This window comes from Pirellulales bacterium (assembly GCA_019636345.1).
Classification (GTDB): Bacteria; Planctomycetota; Planctomycetia; order Pirellulales; family Lacipirellulaceae.
Genome location: JAHBXQ010000003.1, coordinates 558,487 through 576,733 on the forward strand (window position 1 = coordinate 558,487; position 18,247 = coordinate 576,733).

Genomic DNA, 18,247 nt, shown 5'->3' on the forward strand with positions numbered 1-18,247 from the left:
CGCCGCGGCGCGAGACGTCCGGGCTCGGGGCGTACAGTTACCGGTCGAGGACCCCCCGCTCGCGGAGCCAGGGTTCCAAGAGCGTCGGCCACCGGTCCGCGGGGCGGTCGCCGCGGAGCATGCCGAAGCCATGACCGCCGCGTTCGTAGAGGTGCAGCTCCGCGGGGATCTTATGCGCCACGAGCGCCCTGTAGAACAACAGCGAGTTCTCGGGAACGACCGCCCCGTCATCGCTGGCGTGGACGAGGAACGTCGGCGGGGTTCGCTCGTTCACTTGCCCGTCGGCCGACCACTTGGCGACGAGCTCGTCCGACGGGTCGGGCCCCAGCAGGTTAGCGAGCGACCCGCCGTGGGTCGTCCCGGGCTTCATCGAGACGACCGGATAGATGAGCACGAGAAAGTCGGGCCGGCTGCTCTGCCGATCGATCGAGTCGGCGGCAGTCGGATCGCCGCCGTCGTTGAACACGCCAGCGGTCGCGGCGAGATGTCCCCCGGCGGAGAAGCCCCAAATGCCGACGCGTTCGGGGTCGACGTCCCAATCCTTCGCGTGAGCTCGTACGGTGCGAATCGCGCGCTGGGCATCCTCAAGCGGCACGGGTTGCTTGTTCTTGCCGCCGCCGCACCGGTAGCGCAGCACGAACGCGACGACTCCCCGCTCGTTGAGCCAGCGGGCGGGCTCGACCCCTTCCTTGTCCATCGAGAGCCCTCCGTAGCCGCCGCCGGGACAGAGAACGCATGCGGGGCGGCCTTTGCTCTGCGAGGCGGACGGCTCGAGCAGATACGGCAACATCGACGGTCGCGCCACGACGCGCGTCATCCACTCGGGGGTCTCCCCCTCGGGCTGCGGAGCGGCGGCATTGGCCGGGTGGTCGGCGGGGTAGAGGAGGACCTCGGGATTGTCGGTCGCTGCAGCTCGGGGCGCCGGCAGGGCGAGGATCATCGCAGTCGTGGCGAGGGTCAGTCGCAGGGTCATCGAGGACATGGCGAGCAACTCGGAAGAAAGGAGAAGGGATGACTCGTTGGAAAGCGAACGTGCGTCAGGCGTGCAGCGAGCCGAGCCGTTATGTCCGCAGCACGCCGACGACCGCCGGCATGTAGGTGCGCATCTGCCAGCCTTCGGCGCGACGATCGACGGCGACGCCCCCCGGGAGTTGGGTGAAGTCGAAGCGATCGTCCGCTTCAACGATCACGATGCTCCCCGCGGGCGCATGGTGGATGACGGCGCCGATCAGTTCAAGCATCTCGTCGCGACGATCGACGAAGAACGCATAGGGGGGACTGCAGAAGACGAGCCAGGGCAAGCCGGCAGGGGGAACGAGCGGATCAGGTGCTCCGCATTCCCCCTTCTCCCAGCTCCCATCCCCTTTCGGCAAGTCTCGCTTGCCCCACAAAAACGCGCTCGTGGCGAGCAGTTCGGACCGGTCCTCGACCCCCAGGTCGGCGATGTTGGCTTGAATGACGCGGGCCGTCGGGACGTGCTTTTCGATGAACGTCGCCCGCAGGGCGCCGCGGCTGAGCGCTTCGAGCCCCAGCGCCCCGGTCCCGGCGAACAGGTCGAAGGCATGGCGTCCCGCGCACTCGGTGCTGACGAGGTTGAAGATCGCCTCGCGGACCCGATGTTTCATCGGCCGGGTGACCGGATCGGCGCCGTCCATGAACGGCTCGTACCGCAGTTTGCGCCCGCGCATCGACCCGCCGATGATCCGCAGTTCCGTAGCTTCGGGGAGATCGGCTTGGCGGCGCTTGGGACGAGGCATGAACCGGAGGTGCTAGCTGGGGGAAGAAGCAGTCGGGCGCGGGCTCCGCGATGAAGCTGCTCCTCGAACGGGCGTCGTGACGGCCCCGCGGGGCGTGTGTTATCCTGATCCTTTTGCCCGCCGATCACCAGACCCGCCGAGGGAGTTTTCGCATGGTTCGCCGAGAATGGTTGCTTGTCGCCTGCGGTTTGTTTGTCCTGCCGACCGGAGCAGGGCGCACGTTCGCCCAGGAGACTGCGCCGGGCGATGCCCAGGAAGCCGCCGCCGAACCGGCAGCGCCCGCCGCGACGGAGTCGCCCGAGGCGGTCGCCGCCAAGCAGGCGTTCGACGTCGTCTATCAGCAGTACTCCGGGGTGCTCCAGGAGATCAACGCGACCCGCCAGCAGCGCGATGCCGCCGGCGGGCCGGACAAGTTGAAGGTCAACGAGCAACTGCTCAAGCTCCGCGCTCAAGCCGAGAAGATTGTCGACAAGATCGTCGACGCGGGCGTGGCGGTTTACAGAGCGTCCCCCGACGGGTATCCCGAGATCAACAGCACGCTGCTGGCGATGGGACAGTTTTATCTGATCGGCGACCCCAACACGGGGGACGGCGGCGACCAGTACGAGAAGGCGTTGCCGCTGGCGAAGTCGCTCATCGACGCCGGCGCCGGCCAAACTTGGCCGCAGTTGTACCTGTGGGGCGCGGTGGCGGCCTACAGCGTCAACGACTTCCCGCTCGCCAAGGAGTATTTCGCCAAGGCCGACGAGACGCGCGCCGCGAACGTTTCGGGGACCAGTCCGCGGTTGTTGGACCTCGTCGAGCAGGCCCGCCGCAATCTGCCGCAGTTGGAGCGGAATTGGACGAAGGAGCAGGAGATCCGCGCCGCCGAGGAGAAAGCGGACGACTTGCCGCGGGTCAAGCTCGCGACCACGCGCGGCGACGTGGTGATCGAACTGTTCGAGAACGAGGCGCCCGAGGCGGTCGCGAGCTTCCTGTCGCTGGTCAAGCAGGGGTTCTACGACAACGTCGTTTTCCACCGGGTGCTGCCGGGCTTCATGGCCCAGGGGGGCGATCCGACGGGCACGGGCACAGGGGGGCCGGGCTACTGCATCAAGTGCGAGTGCTACACGCCCAACTACCGGCGCCACTTCCGCGGCAGCCTGAGCATGGCCCACGCTGGGCGCGACACGGGGGGTTCGCAGTTCTTCCTGACGTTTGTCCCTACGTCATTTCTCGACGGCAAGCACACCGTGTTCGGCCGGGTGATCGAGGGGATGGACGTGGCGGCGTCGCTACGGCGGCGCGACCCGGACGACCCCTCGACGACCCCCGACATGATCGTGAAGGCCGAGATCGTCCGCGACCGGGGGCATGCTTACAAGTTTACGAAGCTCCCCGGGCGTTGAGCCGGGCGCTTTCGTGAGGAAATTGCGCCTTCGGGCGAGACTTCGTAGACAGCCGGGGGCCGGGGGGGCAGGTCGGGCGGATTGGGGCCCTAATCCGCCTGCTTGACGGAACGGCGAGGCGTGGATAGTCTAATATCGCGATTTTGAATGGTGTCGACACTCTCTATTTGGAATGTCGATTGAGCACGGAGCGCTCCCCCAGGCGGATCTTCTTGCGGGCCGGGACATAGTCTGGCCACGAGCCGATTCGCGTCGGCAACTTCTTATCGCCGCAGTGGTTACGTGTTGCCACGCCGAGGTCGCGCTCGGCGTCGGCTTCGCGGTGCGCGCGACGTTTCTGCCGACGCTTTCGCGCACGGCTCAAGCGGTTTTGCGTGGACGCTGTGCCTCGGCCGTTTGCTGTCGAACCATCGTCCCGTGATTGACCAAGTCCCGCGCTCGCCGGTCCGGCGTTGAATCGCAGATGCAAATTCGCACCTTGAAGATCTTCTGTGACGTGGTCGAGCGGCGCAGCATTTCGCGCGCGGCGGAGGAGAACCGCATTTCGCAGGGGAACGCCAGCCATTTGGTGCAGTCCCTCGAGCAACACCTCGGAGTGCAACTGCTCGATCGCTCGACCCGTCCGTTCGAACTGACCCACGAGGGCCAGCGGTACTACGACGGGGTCCGGCCGCTGGTGCGGCGGTACTTCGAGGTCGAAGAGGAGGTCAAGACGCTGCACGACGCCGAGGCCCGCCGGTTGGTGGTCGCGTCGATCTACTCGGTGGGAATTCCCCACATGAGCGCGTTCCTGCAGCGATTCTCCACGGCTCACCCGCGGGCCGAGGTGCGACTTGAGTATCTCCACCCCCACCGCGTGTACGAGCAGGTCGAACGGGGCGACGCCGATCTGGGGATCGTGAGCTTTCCCAAGGAGAGCGGCACGCTCGCGGCGATCCCCTGGCGAAACGAACCGATGGCGATCGTTTGTCATCCGGCGCATCGGTTGGCGGCCGAGTCGACGGCGCCGTTGGCGGCCCTGGAGGGTGAGGCATTCGTCGCGTTCGAGGAGGGGTTGGCGATTCGCGAGGCGATCGACGAGTCGCTTGAGGCCGCGGGCGCCGACGTGCATGCGACCCTGGCGTTCGACAACATCGAGACGATCAAACGAGCGGTCGAAGCGAACTCGGGGGTGAGCATTCTCCCCGAGCCGAGCGTGCGACGCGAGACGGCCGCGGGGGACCTGACGAAGGTGGCGATCGAAGGGGCGCGCTTGGTGCGGCCGCTGGCGATCATCTATCGCCGCGAACGCCCTCCCAGCGAGTTGGCCCGGCACTTCGTCAGCGAGCTGCAGGCCGACGCTGAGTTCGCTGAGGAGACGATCGGCACGACCAACGGCTTCGGATCCGGGTCGGCTCGCGGCGAGGTCCCGCGGCCGAACGCCCGGTAGGACAGGATTCGGCCGATCGCTACGCGAACCCGGTCGACGCGTTGAACATCCACGACATCGCGGCCTCGCGCTTCGTCGCCGGGGCCCCGCGACGAGATCAAGCAGAATCACTCCCGGCGCTTGGCGCCCTCCGTCAGACTTACGGATATGACTATGGAACCCCGCACGCCGCTCTTGCACTTGCCCGAGGCGCACGGTCTTTACGATCCTCAGAACGAGCACGACGCTTGCGGCGTGGGTTTCGTCGCCCACATCAAGGGAGAGCGCAGCCACCAGATTCTGCTCGACGCCGAGGAAGTGCTGCGCACGATGGACCACCGCGGCGCTTGCGGGTGCGAGGCGAACACGGGGGACGGGTCAGGGATTCTGACCGCGCTGCCGCACGAGTTTCTGGCCAAGGTCGCCAAGGCCGACTTGGGGATCGAACTTCCCCCGCCGGGCGCATACGCCGCGGGGAACGTGTTTTTGCCGAAGGACGCTGCCGAGCGCACCAAGTGCAAGGCGACGGTCGAGGAGATCGTCGCGGCGCAGGGGCAACGGCTCTTGGGTTGGCGACCGATGCCGACCGATCTGGCCGGCGCCGACCTCGGTCCCACCGCCGCCGCGGCCGAGCCGGTGCACGAGCAACTGTTCATCGCCGCGGCCCCGGGCTGTACGGGAGACGCGTTCGAGCGGCAGGTGTACCTGATCCGCAAGCAGGCGAGCAACCGGCTGAGAACCGACGAATCGCTCGAGCAGGCAAAGCTGTTTTACGTCTGCTCGCTGTCGACCAAGGTGATCATCTACAAAGGGATGCTCACGACCGAACAACTCTTCAAGTACTTCCTCGACCTCAACGACGAGTCGTACACGAGCCATCTAGCAATGGTTCACTCGCGGTTCGCGACGAACACGTTCCCGTCGTGGGACCGTGCCCAGCCGCTGCGGTTCATGAGCCATAACGGCGAGATCAACACCGTACGCGGGAACAAGAACTGGATGAAAGCCCGGCAAGGCGTCGCGGCAAGCGAGCTGTTCGGCGACGAGCTGCCGAAGCTGTTTCCCGTGGCTGAGCCGGATTGCAGCGACTCGGGGACGTTCGACAACGTGCTCGAGTTCCTGCTGATGAACGGCCGCACGCTGCAAGAGGCGATCATGATGATGATCCCCGAGGCGTGGCAGAACCATTTGACGATGGACGAGGCGAAGCGGGCGTTCTACGAATATCACTCGGCGCTTATGGAGCCGTGGGACGGTCCGGCGAGCGTCGCGTTCACCGACGGTCGGTACATCGGCGCCACGCTTGATCGCAACGGGCTGCGCCCCTCGCGGTACTACATCACCCACGACGATCGGGTCATTATGGCCAGCGAGGTGGGGGTGCTGCGCTCCATCAAGCCGGAAAACGTGAAGGCCAAGGGTCGGTTGCAGCCGGGTCGGATGTTCCTGGTCGATTTTGAACAAGGGCGACTCATTCCCGACGAGGAACTGAAGTCCGACTTCGCCCGTCGACGACCGTACTCCCAGTGGTTGCGCGAGCAGCGGATCGATCTCAAAGAGCTTCACCCCGAGAAGGAGCCGCACGGGTTCGATCGCAAGACGCTGCTGGAGCGGATGCAGGCGTTCGGGTTCACCGTCGAGACGATGAACTTCATGCTGCTGCCGTTGATCAAGGCGGAGAAGGACCCGATCGGCTCGATGGGCAACGACAGCGCGCTGGCGTGCCTGAGCGACAAGCCGCGGATGCTGTACGACTACTTCAAGCAATTGTTCGCCCAAGTCACCAACCCCGCGATCGACTCGATCCGCGAGGAGGTGATCATGTCGCTGGAGTGCTACATCGGCCCTGAACAGAACCTGCTGGAAACGGGCCCCGAGAACGCCCACCGATTGCGGCTGCCGCATCCGATCCTGTCGAACGAGCAGATGGCGGCCCTGGCGCATCTGAATCATCGCGACTGGCGGTCGAAGGTGATCGACGTCACCTGGGATCGGGCCGAAGGCAAGACCGGCATGGTTGCGGCGCTCGACCGGATCTGCCGCGAGGCCGAGGCGGCGGTCGACGAGGGTTGTCAGATCGTGATCCTTTCGGATCGCGGCATCAGCGCCGAGCGCGTGCCGGTCAGCGCCCTGCTGGCGACCGGGGCGGTCCACCATCACTTGGTGCGATCGTCGAAGCGGACCCGCATCGGGATCGTCGTCGAGACGGGCGAGGCCCGCGAGGTGCATCACCACTGCCTGCTCGTGGGCTACGGGGCCGACGCGATCAATCCCTATTTGGCGTTCGAGGCCCTGTGGCAGGCTCGCCGCGACGGAGTGCTCGACTCGGGCGATCCGGCGCTTGATCCCGACGAGTCGGGCGAAGGAAAGCTCCATCCCACGATCGACGCGTCGAGCGACCACGAGGACTACGATCCCGTCACGGCCGAGGATCACGACCTGGTGGCCAAGTACCGCAAGGGGGTCGCCAAGGGGATGCTCAAGGTGATGGCCAAGATCGGCATCTCGACGCTGCAAAGCTACAAGGGCGCACAAATCTTCGAAGCCCTGGGGCTGAAGGACGACGTCATCGAACGCTGCTTCGCCGGCACGGCCAGCCGCATCCAGGGGGTGAGCTTCGACGTGATCGCCGAGGAAGCCCTGCGGCGTCACGCGCTGGGGTATCCCGAGCATCGCGGACGCAAGATGTCGGTGTTGCCCAACCCGGGCGAGTTCCATTGGCGGGCCGAAGGGGAACGCCACATGTGGGACCCGCAGGCGATCGCCGATTTGCAAGTCGCCGCACGCACCGACAGCCGCGACGCTTACTGGCGGTTCTCGAAGCACGTGAACGACTCGACCCATCGCAACTGCACGCTGCGCGGGCTGCTGCAGTTCAGGGAGGGGGTCAACGGCGGCCCCGTACCGCTTGAAGAGGTCGAAGCGGCCGCTGAGATCGTCAAGCGGTTTTGCACCGGCGCCATGTCGTTCGGATCGATCTCGGCCGAGGCGCACGAGTCGCTGGCCATCGCCATGAATCGCCTCGGAGGCAAGAGCAACACGGGCGAGGGGGGCGAGGATCCCGACCGGTTCAAGCCGCTCGACAACGGCGATTCGAAGCGGTCGGCGATCAAGCAGGTCGCCTCAGGGCGGTTCGGCGTCACGATCAACTATCTGGCGAACGCCGACGAACTGCAGATCAAGATCGCCCAGGGCGCCAAGCCGGGCGAAGGGGGCGAGCTGCCCGGCCGCAAAGTCGACGACACGATCGCGCGGATCCGGTACTCGACCCCCGGCGTGGGGCTCATCAGCCCGCCGCCGCACCACGACATTTACTCGATCGAGGACCTCAAACAGCTCATCCACGACCTGAAGAACTCGAACCCCTCGGCCCGGGTCAGCGTGAAGCTGGTCTCGGAAGTGGGGGTCGGCACGATCGCCTCGGGGGTGACCAAGGGGTTCGCCGACCACATCGTCATCGCCGGCGACGGCGGCGGGACGGGCGCGTCGCCGCTCACCAGCATCAAGCACGCGGGCCTGCCCTGGGAACTGGGGATCGCCGAGACTCACCAGACCCTGGTGCTGAACGACCTGCGGAGCCGGGTCGTGCTGCAGACCGATGGAGGACTCAAGACGGGCCGCGACGTTGTGATCGCCGCGCTGCTGGGCGCCGAGGAGTTCGGCTTCGCCACGGCGCCCCTGGTGACGCTGGGGTGCATCATGATGCGCAAGTGCCATCTGAATACCTGCCCGGTGGGAGTCGCGACGCAGGATCCCGAGCTTCGGAAGAAGTTCGCCGGCAAGCCGGAGTACGTGGCCAATTACCTGTTCATGGTCGCCGAGGAAGCGCGGCAGATCATGGCTCAGCTCGGTTTCCGGACGCTCAACGAGATGGTGGGCCGAGTCGATTGTCTCGACGCTTCGGCTGCAATTCGCCACTGGAAGGCGGACGGGCTCGATCTCTCGAAGATGCTCGCCCCGGCCAAGAAGCCTTACCCCGAGGCGGGGACCTACTGCACTCAGAGCCAGAACCACGGGCTTGAGCAGTCGCTCGACATGACCAAGCTGTTGGCGCTGGCCAAGCCCGCCTTGGAGAAGGGGGAGCGGGTCCGGGCGGAACTTGGCATCGTCAACACGGACCGCACCGTGGGGACGATTCTCAGCCACGAGGTCGCCAAGCGGTGGGGCCTGGGGCTGCTCCCCAACGACACGATTCACTTCAAGCTCAACGGCTCAGCCGGGCAAAGCTTCGGCGCCTTCCTCGCCAAGGGGATCACGCTTGAGCTGGAAGGGGACGCCAACGATTACGTCGGCAAGGGGCTCAGCGGCGGCAAGATCGTCATCTATCCCCCCCAGGCCAGCACGTTCGTCGCCGAGGAGAACATCATCGTCGGCAACGTCTGCCTGTACGGGGCGACCGGCGGCGAAGCGTATCTCCGCGGCCGGGCGGCCGAGCGGTTCGCGGTTCGCAACAGCGGCGCCCGCACGGTCATCGAGGGGGTCGGCGACCACGGCCTGGAGTACATGACCGGCGGCCGAGTCGTCATTCTGGGCCCGACAGGCCGCAACCTGGCCGCGGGGATGAGCGGCGGGGTCGCCTACGTTTGGGCTCCCGACCGCAACCGTCTGCGGATCAACGTGAACCTGGGGATGGTCGAGCTTGAGGACGTGGTCGACGAGTCCGACGTCGAGGAGCTCAAGACGATGATCGAGCTTCACCATAACTCCACCGACAGCGCCGTGGCGGCCGACGTTCTCGACCGCTGGGACGAAACGCTGCCGCAATTCGTCAAGATCATGCCGACCGATTACAAACGAGTGCTGATGCAGCACAAGGCCGCTAAAGCAATCGAACCGGCGGCGGTGTAGGGACTGAGCGAATAACCAATGACCAAATCCCAATGACCAATGATGCGAGACGAGGAACCTCTGCGACGCGCCTACGATCTCGCTGAACGCACGGCCGCGTTTGGCGAAAGAGTCGTCAGGTTCGCTCGTCACGTTCCGCGGGACGATGTGACGGGTCCCCTTATTCGCCAACTTGTACGATCTGCGACCAGCATTGGCGCAAATTACGCTGAGGCCGACGAAGCGGGATCGCCAAAGGAGTTTTGTACCGAATTAGCGTCTGCTGTCGCGAAGCGAGAGAAACGCAATATTGGCTGCGCATGCTCGCTGCCGCTTCGGAGCGAGAACAGGACGAAGCACGATTGCTCTGGCAAGAAGCCAATGAATTGACGCGGATTTTCGGCGCGATTCACCGCAAATCGAAGGCGCACTTGAAATAGCGGAGTCGTCGATCAATGAACTGATTGTGGAGCCAGATCTTTCCTGACGTGGTATGCGGATGAAGATGATTGTGGCGGAACTGGAGTTGGGCCAAGCTGTAATCGGCGGAATCATTGATTTCGGCAGCGGGACGCTGCTTGGGCGGCTGCAAATGCTTCAGGCGAAGAGAAGAGAGCATGTAACGCGAGTCCGCTCGAACCTTGATCGACTCAAGCTGAAAGTGCCGCCAATGTCGATCGCGAGCGCGAATTGACCGCGGCGTTGCAACGCCTTTGCAGCCCCTCGGTAAGTCGCAACTCGCCGGACTAACAACATCCTAGTCCTCGGACCTCCACGGAAAAACGGTTGGCTTGGGAAGCCTCATTCCCATTGGTCATTGGGACTTGGTCATTGGTCATTCCAAGAACACAGAGCTTAGTCATCGCATAAGATTAGGAATGTTATGGGCAAACCGACCGGATTTAAAGAGTACCCGCGCGAGGCTGTGCCGTATCGCGATCCGCTTGAGCGGGCCGGGGACTTTCTCGAGATTTTCACCCAAGCCCCCGTCGAGCAACTCATGACGCAGGGCGCCCGGTGCATGGATTGCGGGATCCCGTTCTGCCAGTCGAACACCGGCTGCCCGATCGACAACCTGATCCCCGAGTGGAACGACCTGGTCTACCAGGGCCGGTGGCGCGATGCGCTCGAGCGGCTTCACAAGACCAACAACTTTCCCGAGTTCACCGGCCGGGCCTGCCCCGCGCCGTGCGAAGGGTCGTGCGTGCTGGGGATCACCAATCCCCCGGTGACGATCAAGAACATCGAGAACGCGATCATCGACCGCGGTTGGGAAGAAGAGTGGATCGCCCCGCAGCCCCCCGAGTTCGAGACGGGTAAGAAAGCGGCGATCGTCGGCAGCGGGCCCGCGGGGTTGGCCGCGGCCCAGCAGTTGCGCCGCGCCGGGCACGACGTCACCGTCTATGAGCGGGCCGATCGCATCGGCGGATTGTTGATGTACGGCATCCCCTGGATGAAGCTCGGCAAAGACGTCGTCGAGCGCCGGCTCGACCAAATGCGGGCCGAGGGGGTCAAGTTCGTCACCTGCGCCCATGTTGGCCGCAAGGAAGACTTCCCCGCGGGCCACATGACGCAGATCATGCAGGAGCGCGGCTGCGCGGTGAAGTTCATCGACCCGCAGCATTTGGTCGACGAGTTCGACGCGGTGCTGCTGGCGACCGGCGCGACGAAGTCGTTCGACCCGACCGGCCGCTGCCCGGGGCGCGATTTGGCCGGGATCCACTTGGCGATGGATTTCCTCACCCGCAACACGAAGAGCCTGCTCGATTCGAAACTGGCTGACGAGGCGTACCTGTCGGCCAAGGGGAAGCACGTGGTCGTCATCGGCGGCGGCGACACGGGCGCCGACTGCATCGGCACGAGCCTGCGGCACGGGGCGGCCAGCATCGTCAACTTCGAATTGCTGGATCGCCCGCCGACGGAGCGCGCCCCGAACAACCCCTGGCCCGAGTGGCCGCGGATTTACCGGGTCGACTACTCGCACGCCGAGGTCCAGGCTCGCACCGGCGACGACCCGCGCAAATACAACATCCTCACCAAGGAGTTCATCGGCGAAAACGGTCGCGTGACCGGCGTAAAGACCGTGGCGGTCGACTGGAGCAAGCCGATCGCCGGCGGGGCGCCGTTCACCGAGGTTGAAGGGAGCGAGCACGTCTGGCCCGCCGACTTGGTCTTGCTGGCCACCGGGTTCGTCGGCCCGGAACTGGCCGTCGGCGAAATGCTGGGGATCGAGACGCACGAACCGCGGCGCGGCTGGCTGACCTTCAAGGCCGAGCATGGTCAGTTCGCCACCAGCGTCCCTGGCGTGTTCGCCGCAGGAGATTGCCGCCGCGGGCAAAGCCTGGTCGTCTGGGCGATCAACGAAGGCCGCGGCGCGGCCCGCGCGATCGACGAATACCTGATGGGCTTCACGACCCTCTCGGCGCCCGGACTGAACCTGCCGCAGCAGGTGGTGTGAACCATTTAGCCCCCGGTCATTGACCGGGGGCCAGCTCAAGCGGCTGCTGCGACCTGCGCAATTGCCCGCACGCGGCGTCGATGCGGTTGCCTTTGCGGTGGCGGAATTTCACCGTCACGCCGGCTCGCTCCAAGATCGCGCGGAACGCGTGCTGCCGCTCGGGGGTCGGCGTGCCGTACGGCAATCCCGCCACGGGGTTGTAGGGGATGACGTTTAGCATCGCCTCGCGCCCTGCGAGCAGTCGGGCGAGTTGGCCGGCGTGTTCAGGACGGTCGTTCAGGTCGGCCAGCAGGACGTACTCGTAGGTGATCCGCCGGCCGCTCACCGCGAAATACCGATCCGCGGCCGCCAGAATCGCGTCGATGCCGATGTTCTTGTTGACCGGCACGAGCTGGTTTCGCAGTTCGTCGTTGGGGGCGTGCAGCGAAACGGCCAAGCGGTAATTCGCCTCGTGTCGGGCGAGCCGATCCATCGCAGGGGGGAGGCCGACGGTCGAGATCGTGATCCGCCGAGCGCTGATCCCCAATCCGTCGGGTCGGCGGGCCTCGTCGAGCGCGGGGAGGAGCCGATCGAGATTCGCCAGCGGCTCGCCCATGCCCATCACCACGATGTGGCTGAGCCGTTCTTCAGGGGCGAGCAACCGCTGCAGTTGCAGCATCTCTTCGACGATCTCGCCGGTGGCGAGATTGCGATCGACCCCGTCGAGCCCGCTGGCGCAAAAGACGCACCCCATGCCGCAGCCGACTTGGGTGCTAATGCAAATCGTGCGGCGCACCTCGTCGCGCAACAGGACGCACTCGATTTGTCCCCCGTCGGCCAGCCCCAAGAGCAGCTTCTCGGTGCCGTCGTCGGCGGTCGTGTGCTTGGCGATCGTCGCGGTCCAAAGCCGGAATGCGTCGGCCAATTGCTCGCGGGCCCCCTTGGGAAGATCGGACATCGCGTCCCAATCGCCGGCCCGCTTTTCAAACAACCAGCGGCGAATTTGCTTCGCGCGAAACGAGGGCAGGCCGTGGGCCGCGGTCCACTCGGCGAGAGTCCGATCCAGCGAGTCGAGCAAGCGAGGGCGCTCCGCCGGAGCGACGAGTCTATTTGACATCAAACACATCCAGCATTTGTCGAACGGTGACGATTGCGCATGCTTGCCCGCTCGGCAAAGCAAGCAAGTGACGTTTGTCGCCCGTGACGAGATATTCCGCCCCGCCGGCGACGGCAGTCGCCAGGATCACGTTGTCAGCAGGGTCGCTCGCCACGTTCATTGTCGGCAATTGCTCGGCAAATACAGCGAAATCGCGGATCTGGATCAACAGGTCTGCGGCAGCTCCGGGCGGCAGATAGCGTGCAGCTTGGGATACTGGAGCACGCGCTCCAGTTCTTCCAACTGCTGAAGCGATGTCACCAGTTCATAATCGCCTGCGGCGCAGCGCTCCCAAAGCTGGTGAGATGCGCCGCTCGGGACGATCAAGGCCGACACCAGCACGTTCGTGTCAAGGACGATCCGCACGGCGGTTATTCTCGGCGGTCGGCCCGAACGTCGTCGACGACTTCGTCGATCGCTTGCTCGATGACCGCGGGATCAATCGTCGCGTTGTGCTGTTTGATGCGGCGCGCCGTCTCCAGGAACAGCGTTCGCCGCATGGTTTGGTTGACGAACGTTCCGACGTCGACAGCGGCGCCTTGTGCAGCGAGCAGCGCCTGCAACTCACGGTACGTATTGTCTGAGAGTTCTATCTGCATCGCGGACTCCTGGACCGACTGCTTCCCATTATCGCACGAACTCGGCGCTTGGCCAACTGCTCACCGCCCCTCCCCCAACAGCGACGGCAGCCACGTGCACAGGTAGAACGCCCGGGGAGCGGTCAGGTCCAAGAGTTGCGCCAGATCGAACCGCGCCGCGGGTCGCAGCGACCCGCCGTCGGCCGACAGCAGCGAACTGAGCGTGGTCGGCGGCTGATCGTACTTGATCGCGCGGACCGATTTCACGTCGCGGCCGGCGAGTTCGGCGGCTCGAGCGATTGCCTCGTCGAGGAAGCCGATTCGATCGACTAGCCCCAACGCCTTCGCCTGATCGGCCGAAAAGATTTGCCCCGTGGTCGCTTGTTCAAGCCTCGCGTCGTCCTTGGCCAGCTTCGGTCGGCCGGACCGGACGATGTTCTTGAACCGCTCAAAGCTTTCGTCGACCAACGTCTGCAGCAACTCGCGTTCGGCGGCTCGTTCTTCGGGTTTCAGTTCGCGGGTGGGGCTCCCCATGAGCTTGTTCGGGTGGCTGGCGACCGAGTCGTCGCGGACGTTGTACTGGGCCAACAGGCCCGACAGGTCGTAATGCGGGATCACGACGCCGATCGAACCGGTCCAGGTGCTCGGCTCGGCGAAGACGACGTCGGGGGCGTCTCCCGCGGCCATGGCCAAGTAGTAGCCGCCGCTGGCGCAGATGCTGCCCATGCTGACGACCAGCGGCAGTTCGCGCTCGTCGGCGAGCTTGCGGAGCGCGTGGTAGAGGTAGTCGCTGGCCGTCACGGTGCCGCCGGGGGAGTCGATTCGCAGGACGACCGCCTTGACCGCGTCGTCCTCGCGGATGCGGTCGATCTGCTGCTTGACGAATCCGTCGGAGTCGAGGATCGCCCCCTCGATCCGCAGTACGGCGATTTTGTCCTTCGCCTCGCGGTCGAGCGAGTGGTACTTTTCCTGGGGCCCGCCGGGGGGGCTGAAGTAGCTGCGATAACTCGCCGCCTGCCCCAGAATGATCATCACGGCCGCGCCCAGTGCTAGCAGCAGGTATCGGCCGTACTTGCCCAACGCAGGGGTCGGGGCCTGCTGCACGACGATCTGCGGGTTGCCGGCGGGGCTGTTCTCGGACGACATGACGGGGGCGCTCCTGAAGGCGACGCGGCGGATCGGGCGAACCAAGCCATTCTACCCGCTCGCCGCGATTGTTTCACCACGGGGAACGGGGAACGCGGAAGGCGCGACACGGCATACGCGAGCCGTAAGGAGGCTGAGGTCGAAGCACGGCCCACGCCGCCTCTTGCACTCGTCCGCGAGATCAGTATTCCGACTCCCCCCGTGTTCCATGCCTCCGTGGTGAAACCTGCCGAAAGCCCCGGCCCCGGCGGGTGTTGCCCCTGGGGCCCGGACCCGGCTAAAGTACCCCTTGCGGCGGCCGGTACGGCGCGCCGGCGTCGGTTCGAGGCAAAGGAGTTTGGTTGTGTTTGTTTGCGCCGCTGCAGAGTGTTTTCCCAATCTGCCCACAGACGAGGTGCTGCCCACGCTGGTCGATTTGCAGTTCACGGCGATCGAACTGCGGCTTGGCGAGGACTCGGCCGCGTGGTGCCGCCCGTCGCTGGCACTGGAGGATCTGGACCGGGCGATCGACATGTTTCGCGACACGCATCGGCTGACGATCGCGGCGCTTTCGTTCGATCTGCCGCCAAGCGATCCCCAATACCAGCAGAAGTTCGCCGCATGCTGCAAGCTGGCCAAGGCGCTGCGCGTCGTGCCGTTGGCGGTCCCCGCCGCCGAACTGGGCACCCCCTTCAACGAGGAGATCGAGCGCCTGCGCGGGATGGTCAAGTCGGCCTCGCTCGAAGGGTGTCAGGTCGCCATGAAGACGACCATCGGCTGCATGACCGAGGACCCCGATACGGCGGTCGTGCTGTGCGACACGGTCAAGGGGCTGGGGCTCACCCTCGACCCCAGCCATTACGTCGCCGGACCGCGGCAAGGGCGCGACTTCTCGAAGGTCCTTCCCTACGTATACCACGTCCATCTGCGCGACTCGACCAAGAGCAAGCTTTACGTCCGCGTCGGCCAAGGGGAAATCGACTACGGCAAGCTGATCGGCCAGTTGGAAAAAGTCGGCTACAACCGCGCACTGACCATCGACATGACCCCGCTTGAGGGGTTCGAGCACAAAGCAGAAATGCGCAAGATGCGGCTGCTGCTCGACAGTTTGCTGTAAGCGACGTTCCGGCTCGGCGGGGCCTCGCACTCCCGTCTCAGGGCGAGGGCCGAAAGCTCGGCGACGTTTTCCGCAAAGCTCCGCCGTGGCGCCAAGCGAAACTTCGCCCTCCGCTCGGGGTTTGTATACTGACAGCCGGGGCTCGGGCCGGGACCGTCGGCCGACGCGCCCTGGCAGCAACCTCGCGAGGCCCGCTGGAGTGTCGATCACCGATTCCACCGCGCTGCGTTACACGGCTCAGGATCCTGACGTCCGGCTCATGCTGCGCGTGCGGGACGGCGATGCGCAGGCGTTCGAGGAGTTGATGTTGCGGTACCAGGGACGGGTGGCGTCGCTGATGACCCACCTCGTCGGCCGGCGCGACTTGGCCGAGGACCTGACCCAGGACGTGTTTCTGCGGGTCTACCGAGCTCGCGGTCGGTATGTGCCGGGGTCGAAGTTTTCGACCTGGTTGTTCACGATCGCTCACAACGTGGCGGCCAACTCGCGGCGGTCGGCGGCTCGACGGCGCGAGATCAATCTCGCCCCGGCCCCCGGCGGCGACTCGGCGGCCAACTCGCTGGAAGCCCACGCCCTCGACGCCAGCGGCATGATGCCGACCCGACTGGCCGACAAAGCCGAACTGCGGCAGATTGTCGAACTGGCCGTCGGCACGCTCAACGAGCGACAGCGCGAGGCGATGTTGCTCAACAAATTCGAACACCTCAGCTACGAAGAGATTGCCGAGGTTATGCAATTGACCCCCTCGGCCGTCAAGTCGCTGCTGTCCCGCGCGCGGGTCAATCTGCGCGACGTCCTGGAACCGTACCTGCAACAAGGCGTCCGTGTCGACGGGTTGGGAGGACTCGATGACCGCTCCTGAATCCAACGCCGATCGCGAGCGGATGCTCGAACAGATTGTGGCCTATCTCGACGGCGAGCTTTCGCCCTCCGAGAGCGCCGAGATCGAGCGCCGGCTCGCGCGCGACGAAGAGTTCCGGCAGGAGATGCAGGGGATTGAGCGCGCATGGGCGGCGCTCGACGATCTGCCGCGGACGACGCTCGACGATCGGTTCGCCCGGACGACGATGGAGATGGTCGTGTCGGAGGCCGCCAACGAAGTGGCGGCGCTCACCGCGGCGCTGCCGGTGGTACGGCGCAAGCGGCAGTGGTCGCGGTTGCTGGCCGGGGCGGCGGCGGGGCTGTTGGCGTTTCTGGCCGTGCGGATCGTCCGCGACGCGCCCAATCGGGCCTTGCTCGCCGATCTGCCGGTCGTTCGCAACGTCGACAGTTACTCGCAGCTCCCTGGCGTCGACGGATCGGCCGCTGTGAAGTTCTTGACGTTGCTGGGAACCGATTACGGCGCCGAGTTGCGTGCAGCCACGGTCAGCGGCGGCGATCTGAGCGAGGAAGCCGCCGAACTCGCACGGCTGGGCCAACCGACCGAGCGCCGGGCTTGGCTCGCGGGGCTCTCCCCCGAGGCGTCGGCGACGTTGGCTGCACAGGCCGACCGTTTTGCCGCGCTGGCGCCCAAGGAGCAACAGCGGCTGCGAGCGATCAACGACGCCGTGTTCGCCCCTGAGGCGCCGACCGAGGAGCTGTTCGAGACGCTGGTCCTTTACCGCCGCTGGCTGTCGCTGCTGCCGGCGAGCAAGCAGTTCGAGCTGCGCAAGCTGCCGGACGACGAGCGGCTGGCGGAGATCGGGATCGAGCTGGCGCAGCGCACAATCGACGAAGCGCTAGAACTGAACGAGGAGGAGCTTCGGCGCCTCAACGACGCTCTGCGAAGAGCGTTCGCCGACTTGGGCCCCGGCCGAGGAGGACCGAACAACCGTTCCTCGCAGCGCTGGCAACGGTCGATTCTCAGCATTGACGATCGCAACGGCGACTTGGCGAAGGAACTTGTGGCCAAGTACGCGCAGGTCAAGGATGCGCTTCCTGAACGAACAAAGGAAGTCTTCGAGAATCTTGAACCGTGGGAGCAGCGCAACCAACTGGCCAAGTGGGCCCGGCAGTGGATTTCGATGCAGGGGGAGGTCAGCCGACAAGACCTCGAGGAGTTTTTCGTCGAGCATCTCGACGACGCCGAGCGGACGCGGTTGTTGGCCCTGCCGGCGGACGAGATGGAGACGCAACTCGAGCAGTTGTATCGCGGGACGACCCAGCGTCGCGGGTTCGGTCCCGGACCGCAGGGGGGGCCCGGCGATCCGCGCGGCGGGCGTCGCGGGGGGCCGCCGTGGCGCCCCGGCGAGGGATTTGGCGACGGCCCGGATCGCCCCGGCGGTCCCGGCGGCCCTCCGCCTCCCGAGGACTTCGAGGAGTGGGCCGGAAGAGGCTTCGGCCGCGGCCCTGGGTCGGGTCCAGGACCAGGTCGGCGCAGCAGGTCCGACGAGCTGGATCGTGATCCTCGCGAATCGCGCCCCGCGCCTCCTCCTCCTCCTCCGACGGATTGAGTTCGGCTGGCGGACCGGCGCT

At 65.6% G+C, this 18,247-nt stretch carries 16 protein-coding genes; 8 read left to right on the forward strand and 8 right to left on the reverse strand.

The window, feature by feature from the left end; all coding sequences use genetic code 11:
- Positions 1-37: 37 nt before the first annotated feature.
- Together KF688_10075 and KF688_10080 are read right to left on the reverse strand one after the other, a co-directional pair.
- Positions 38-982: an alpha/beta hydrolase gene (locus tag KF688_10075; protein ID MBX3426014.1), complete on the reverse strand. Its 945-nt coding sequence runs from the start codon at positions 980-982 to the stop codon at positions 38-40.
- Between the two features lie 79 nt (positions 983-1,061).
- Complete coding sequence (locus KF688_10080; protein ID MBX3426015.1) at positions 1,062-1,757, reverse strand: RsmD family RNA methyltransferase; 696 nt, start codon at positions 1,755-1,757, stop codon at positions 1,062-1,064.
- A gap of 548 nt (positions 1,758-2,305) precedes the next feature.
- Here KF688_10080 and KF688_10085 point away from each other — a divergent pair.
- The 4 genes from KF688_10085 (at position 2,306) to KF688_10100 (ending at position 9,770) form a co-directional block, all read left to right on the forward strand.
- On the forward strand, positions 2,306-3,145 hold the full coding sequence (locus KF688_10085) for a peptidylprolyl isomerase (protein ID MBX3426016.1): 840 nt from the start codon (positions 2,306-2,308) through the stop codon (positions 3,143-3,145).
- 463 nt (positions 3,146-3,608) lie between these two features.
- Entirely contained in the window at positions 3,609-4,574 is a 966-nt protein-coding gene (locus KF688_10090) for a LysR family transcriptional regulator (GenBank protein MBX3426017.1), read from the forward strand.
- Between the two features lie 147 nt (positions 4,575-4,721).
- Positions 4,722-9,401 carry a glutamate synthase subunit alpha gene (locus KF688_10095; GenBank protein ID MBX3426018.1) on the forward strand — a complete coding sequence of 1,560 codons (4,680 nt, stop codon included), beginning with the start codon at positions 4,722-4,724 and terminating at the stop codon, positions 9,399-9,401.
- Between the two features lie 42 nt (positions 9,402-9,443).
- Positions 9,444-9,770 carry a four helix bundle protein gene (locus KF688_10100; GenBank protein ID MBX3426019.1) on the forward strand — a complete coding sequence of 109 codons (327 nt, stop codon included), beginning with the start codon at positions 9,444-9,446 and terminating at the stop codon, positions 9,768-9,770.
- Positions 9,771-9,789: 19 nt separating this feature from the next.
- Here the strand turns inward: KF688_10100 and KF688_10105 are convergent, their stop codons facing one another.
- The gene (locus KF688_10105) at positions 9,790-9,999 is read right to left on the reverse strand and encodes a hypothetical protein (GenBank protein ID MBX3426020.1); all 210 of its coding nucleotides are present in this window, start codon (positions 9,997-9,999) and stop codon (positions 9,790-9,792) included.
- A 264-nt stretch (positions 10,000-10,263) separates the two neighbouring features.
- Here KF688_10105 and KF688_10110 point away from each other — a divergent pair, with 264 nt between their 5' ends.
- On the forward strand, positions 10,264-11,838 hold the full coding sequence (locus tag KF688_10110) for a glutamate synthase subunit beta (GenBank protein ID MBX3426021.1): 1,575 nt from the start codon (positions 10,264-10,266) through the stop codon (positions 11,836-11,838).
- Between the two features lie 16 nt (positions 11,839-11,854).
- On the opposite strand, the gene rlmN is transcribed toward KF688_10110, so the two are convergent.
- The 5 genes from rlmN to sppA are packed head-to-tail and all read right to left on the reverse strand — an operon-like array spanning position 11,855 to position 14,697.
- Positions 11,855-12,943, reverse strand: a complete 1,089-nt coding sequence (gene rlmN / locus KF688_10115) for a 23S rRNA (adenine(2503)-C(2))-methyltransferase RlmN (protein MBX3426022.1) — start codon at positions 12,941-12,943, stop codon at positions 11,855-11,857.
- Positions 12,924-13,142, reverse strand: coding sequence for a hypothetical protein (locus KF688_10120; protein MBX3426023.1), 219 nt, complete (start codon positions 13,140-13,142; stop codon positions 12,924-12,926). Before KF688_10120 ends, rlmN begins: the two co-directional genes overlap by 20 nt.
- Positions 13,139-13,339, reverse strand: a complete 201-nt coding sequence (locus KF688_10125) for a putative toxin-antitoxin system toxin component, PIN family (GenBank protein ID MBX3426024.1) — start codon at positions 13,337-13,339, stop codon at positions 13,139-13,141. The genes KF688_10120 and KF688_10125 overlap by 4 nt, the downstream gene beginning before the upstream one ends.
- A gap of 5 nt (positions 13,340-13,344) precedes the next feature.
- On the reverse strand, positions 13,345-13,572 hold the full coding sequence (locus tag KF688_10130) for a hypothetical protein (GenBank protein ID MBX3426025.1): 228 nt from the start codon (positions 13,570-13,572) through the stop codon (positions 13,345-13,347).
- 60 nt (positions 13,573-13,632) lie between these two features.
- On the reverse strand, positions 13,633-14,697 hold the full coding sequence (gene sppA / locus KF688_10135; protein MBX3426026.1) for a signal peptide peptidase SppA: 1,065 nt from the start codon (positions 14,695-14,697) through the stop codon (positions 13,633-13,635).
- A gap of 343 nt (positions 14,698-15,040) precedes the next feature.
- Between sppA and KF688_10140 the strand changes: the two genes are divergently transcribed.
- From KF688_10140 to KF688_10150, 3 genes are all read left to right on the forward strand, one after another.
- Entirely contained in the window at positions 15,041-15,793 is a 753-nt protein-coding gene (locus tag KF688_10140; protein MBX3426027.1) for a sugar phosphate isomerase/epimerase, read from the forward strand.
- Positions 15,794-15,992: 199 nt separating this feature from the next.
- Positions 15,993-16,655, forward strand: a complete 663-nt coding sequence (locus KF688_10145) for a sigma-70 family RNA polymerase sigma factor (protein MBX3426028.1) — start codon at positions 15,993-15,995, stop codon at positions 16,653-16,655.
- Positions 16,642-18,225: a hypothetical protein gene (locus KF688_10150; GenBank protein ID MBX3426029.1), complete on the forward strand. Its 1,584-nt coding sequence runs from the start codon at positions 16,642-16,644 to the stop codon at positions 18,223-18,225. The genes KF688_10145 and KF688_10150 overlap by 14 nt, the downstream gene beginning before the upstream one ends.
- Positions 18,226-18,247 lie beyond the last annotated feature (22 nt).

Excerpts from the sequence above, each read along its gene's own strand:
- KF688_10105 (MBX3426020.1), bottom strand. The coding sequence starts at position 9,999 with ATGCTCTCTTCTCTTCGCCTGAAGCATTTGCAGCCGCCCAAGCAGCGT.
- KF688_10075 (MBX3426014.1), bottom strand. The coding sequence starts at position 982 with ATGTCCTCGATGACCCTGCGACTGACCCTCGCCACGACTGCGATGATC.
- rlmN (MBX3426022.1), bottom strand. The coding sequence starts at position 12,943 with ATGTGTTTGATGTCAAATAGACTCGTCGCTCCGGCGGAGCGCCCTCGC.
- sppA (MBX3426026.1), bottom strand. The coding sequence starts at position 14,697 with ATGTCGTCCGAGAACAGCCCCGCCGGCAACCCGCAGATCGTCGTGCAG.
- KF688_10100 (MBX3426019.1), top strand. The coding sequence starts at position 9,444 with ATGCGAGACGAGGAACCTCTGCGACGCGCCTACGATCTCGCTGAACGC.
- KF688_10085 (MBX3426016.1), top strand. The coding sequence starts at position 2,306 with ATGGGACAGTTTTATCTGATCGGCGACCCCAACACGGGGGACGGCGGC.
- KF688_10080 (MBX3426015.1), bottom strand. The coding sequence starts at position 1,757 with ATGCCTCGTCCCAAGCGCCGCCAAGCCGATCTCCCCGAAGCTACGGAA.
- KF688_10110 (MBX3426021.1), top strand. The coding sequence starts at position 10,264 with ATGGGCAAACCGACCGGATTTAAAGAGTACCCGCGCGAGGCTGTGCCG.
- KF688_10130 (MBX3426025.1), bottom strand. The coding sequence starts at position 13,572 with ATGCAGATAGAACTCTCAGACAATACGTACCGTGAGTTGCAGGCGCTG.
- KF688_10150 (MBX3426029.1), top strand. The coding sequence starts at position 16,642 with ATGACCGCTCCTGAATCCAACGCCGATCGCGAGCGGATGCTCGAACAG.
- KF688_10090 (MBX3426017.1), top strand. The coding sequence starts at position 3,609 with ATGCAAATTCGCACCTTGAAGATCTTCTGTGACGTGGTCGAGCGGCGC.
- KF688_10095 (MBX3426018.1), top strand. The coding sequence starts at position 4,722 with ATGACTATGGAACCCCGCACGCCGCTCTTGCACTTGCCCGAGGCGCAC.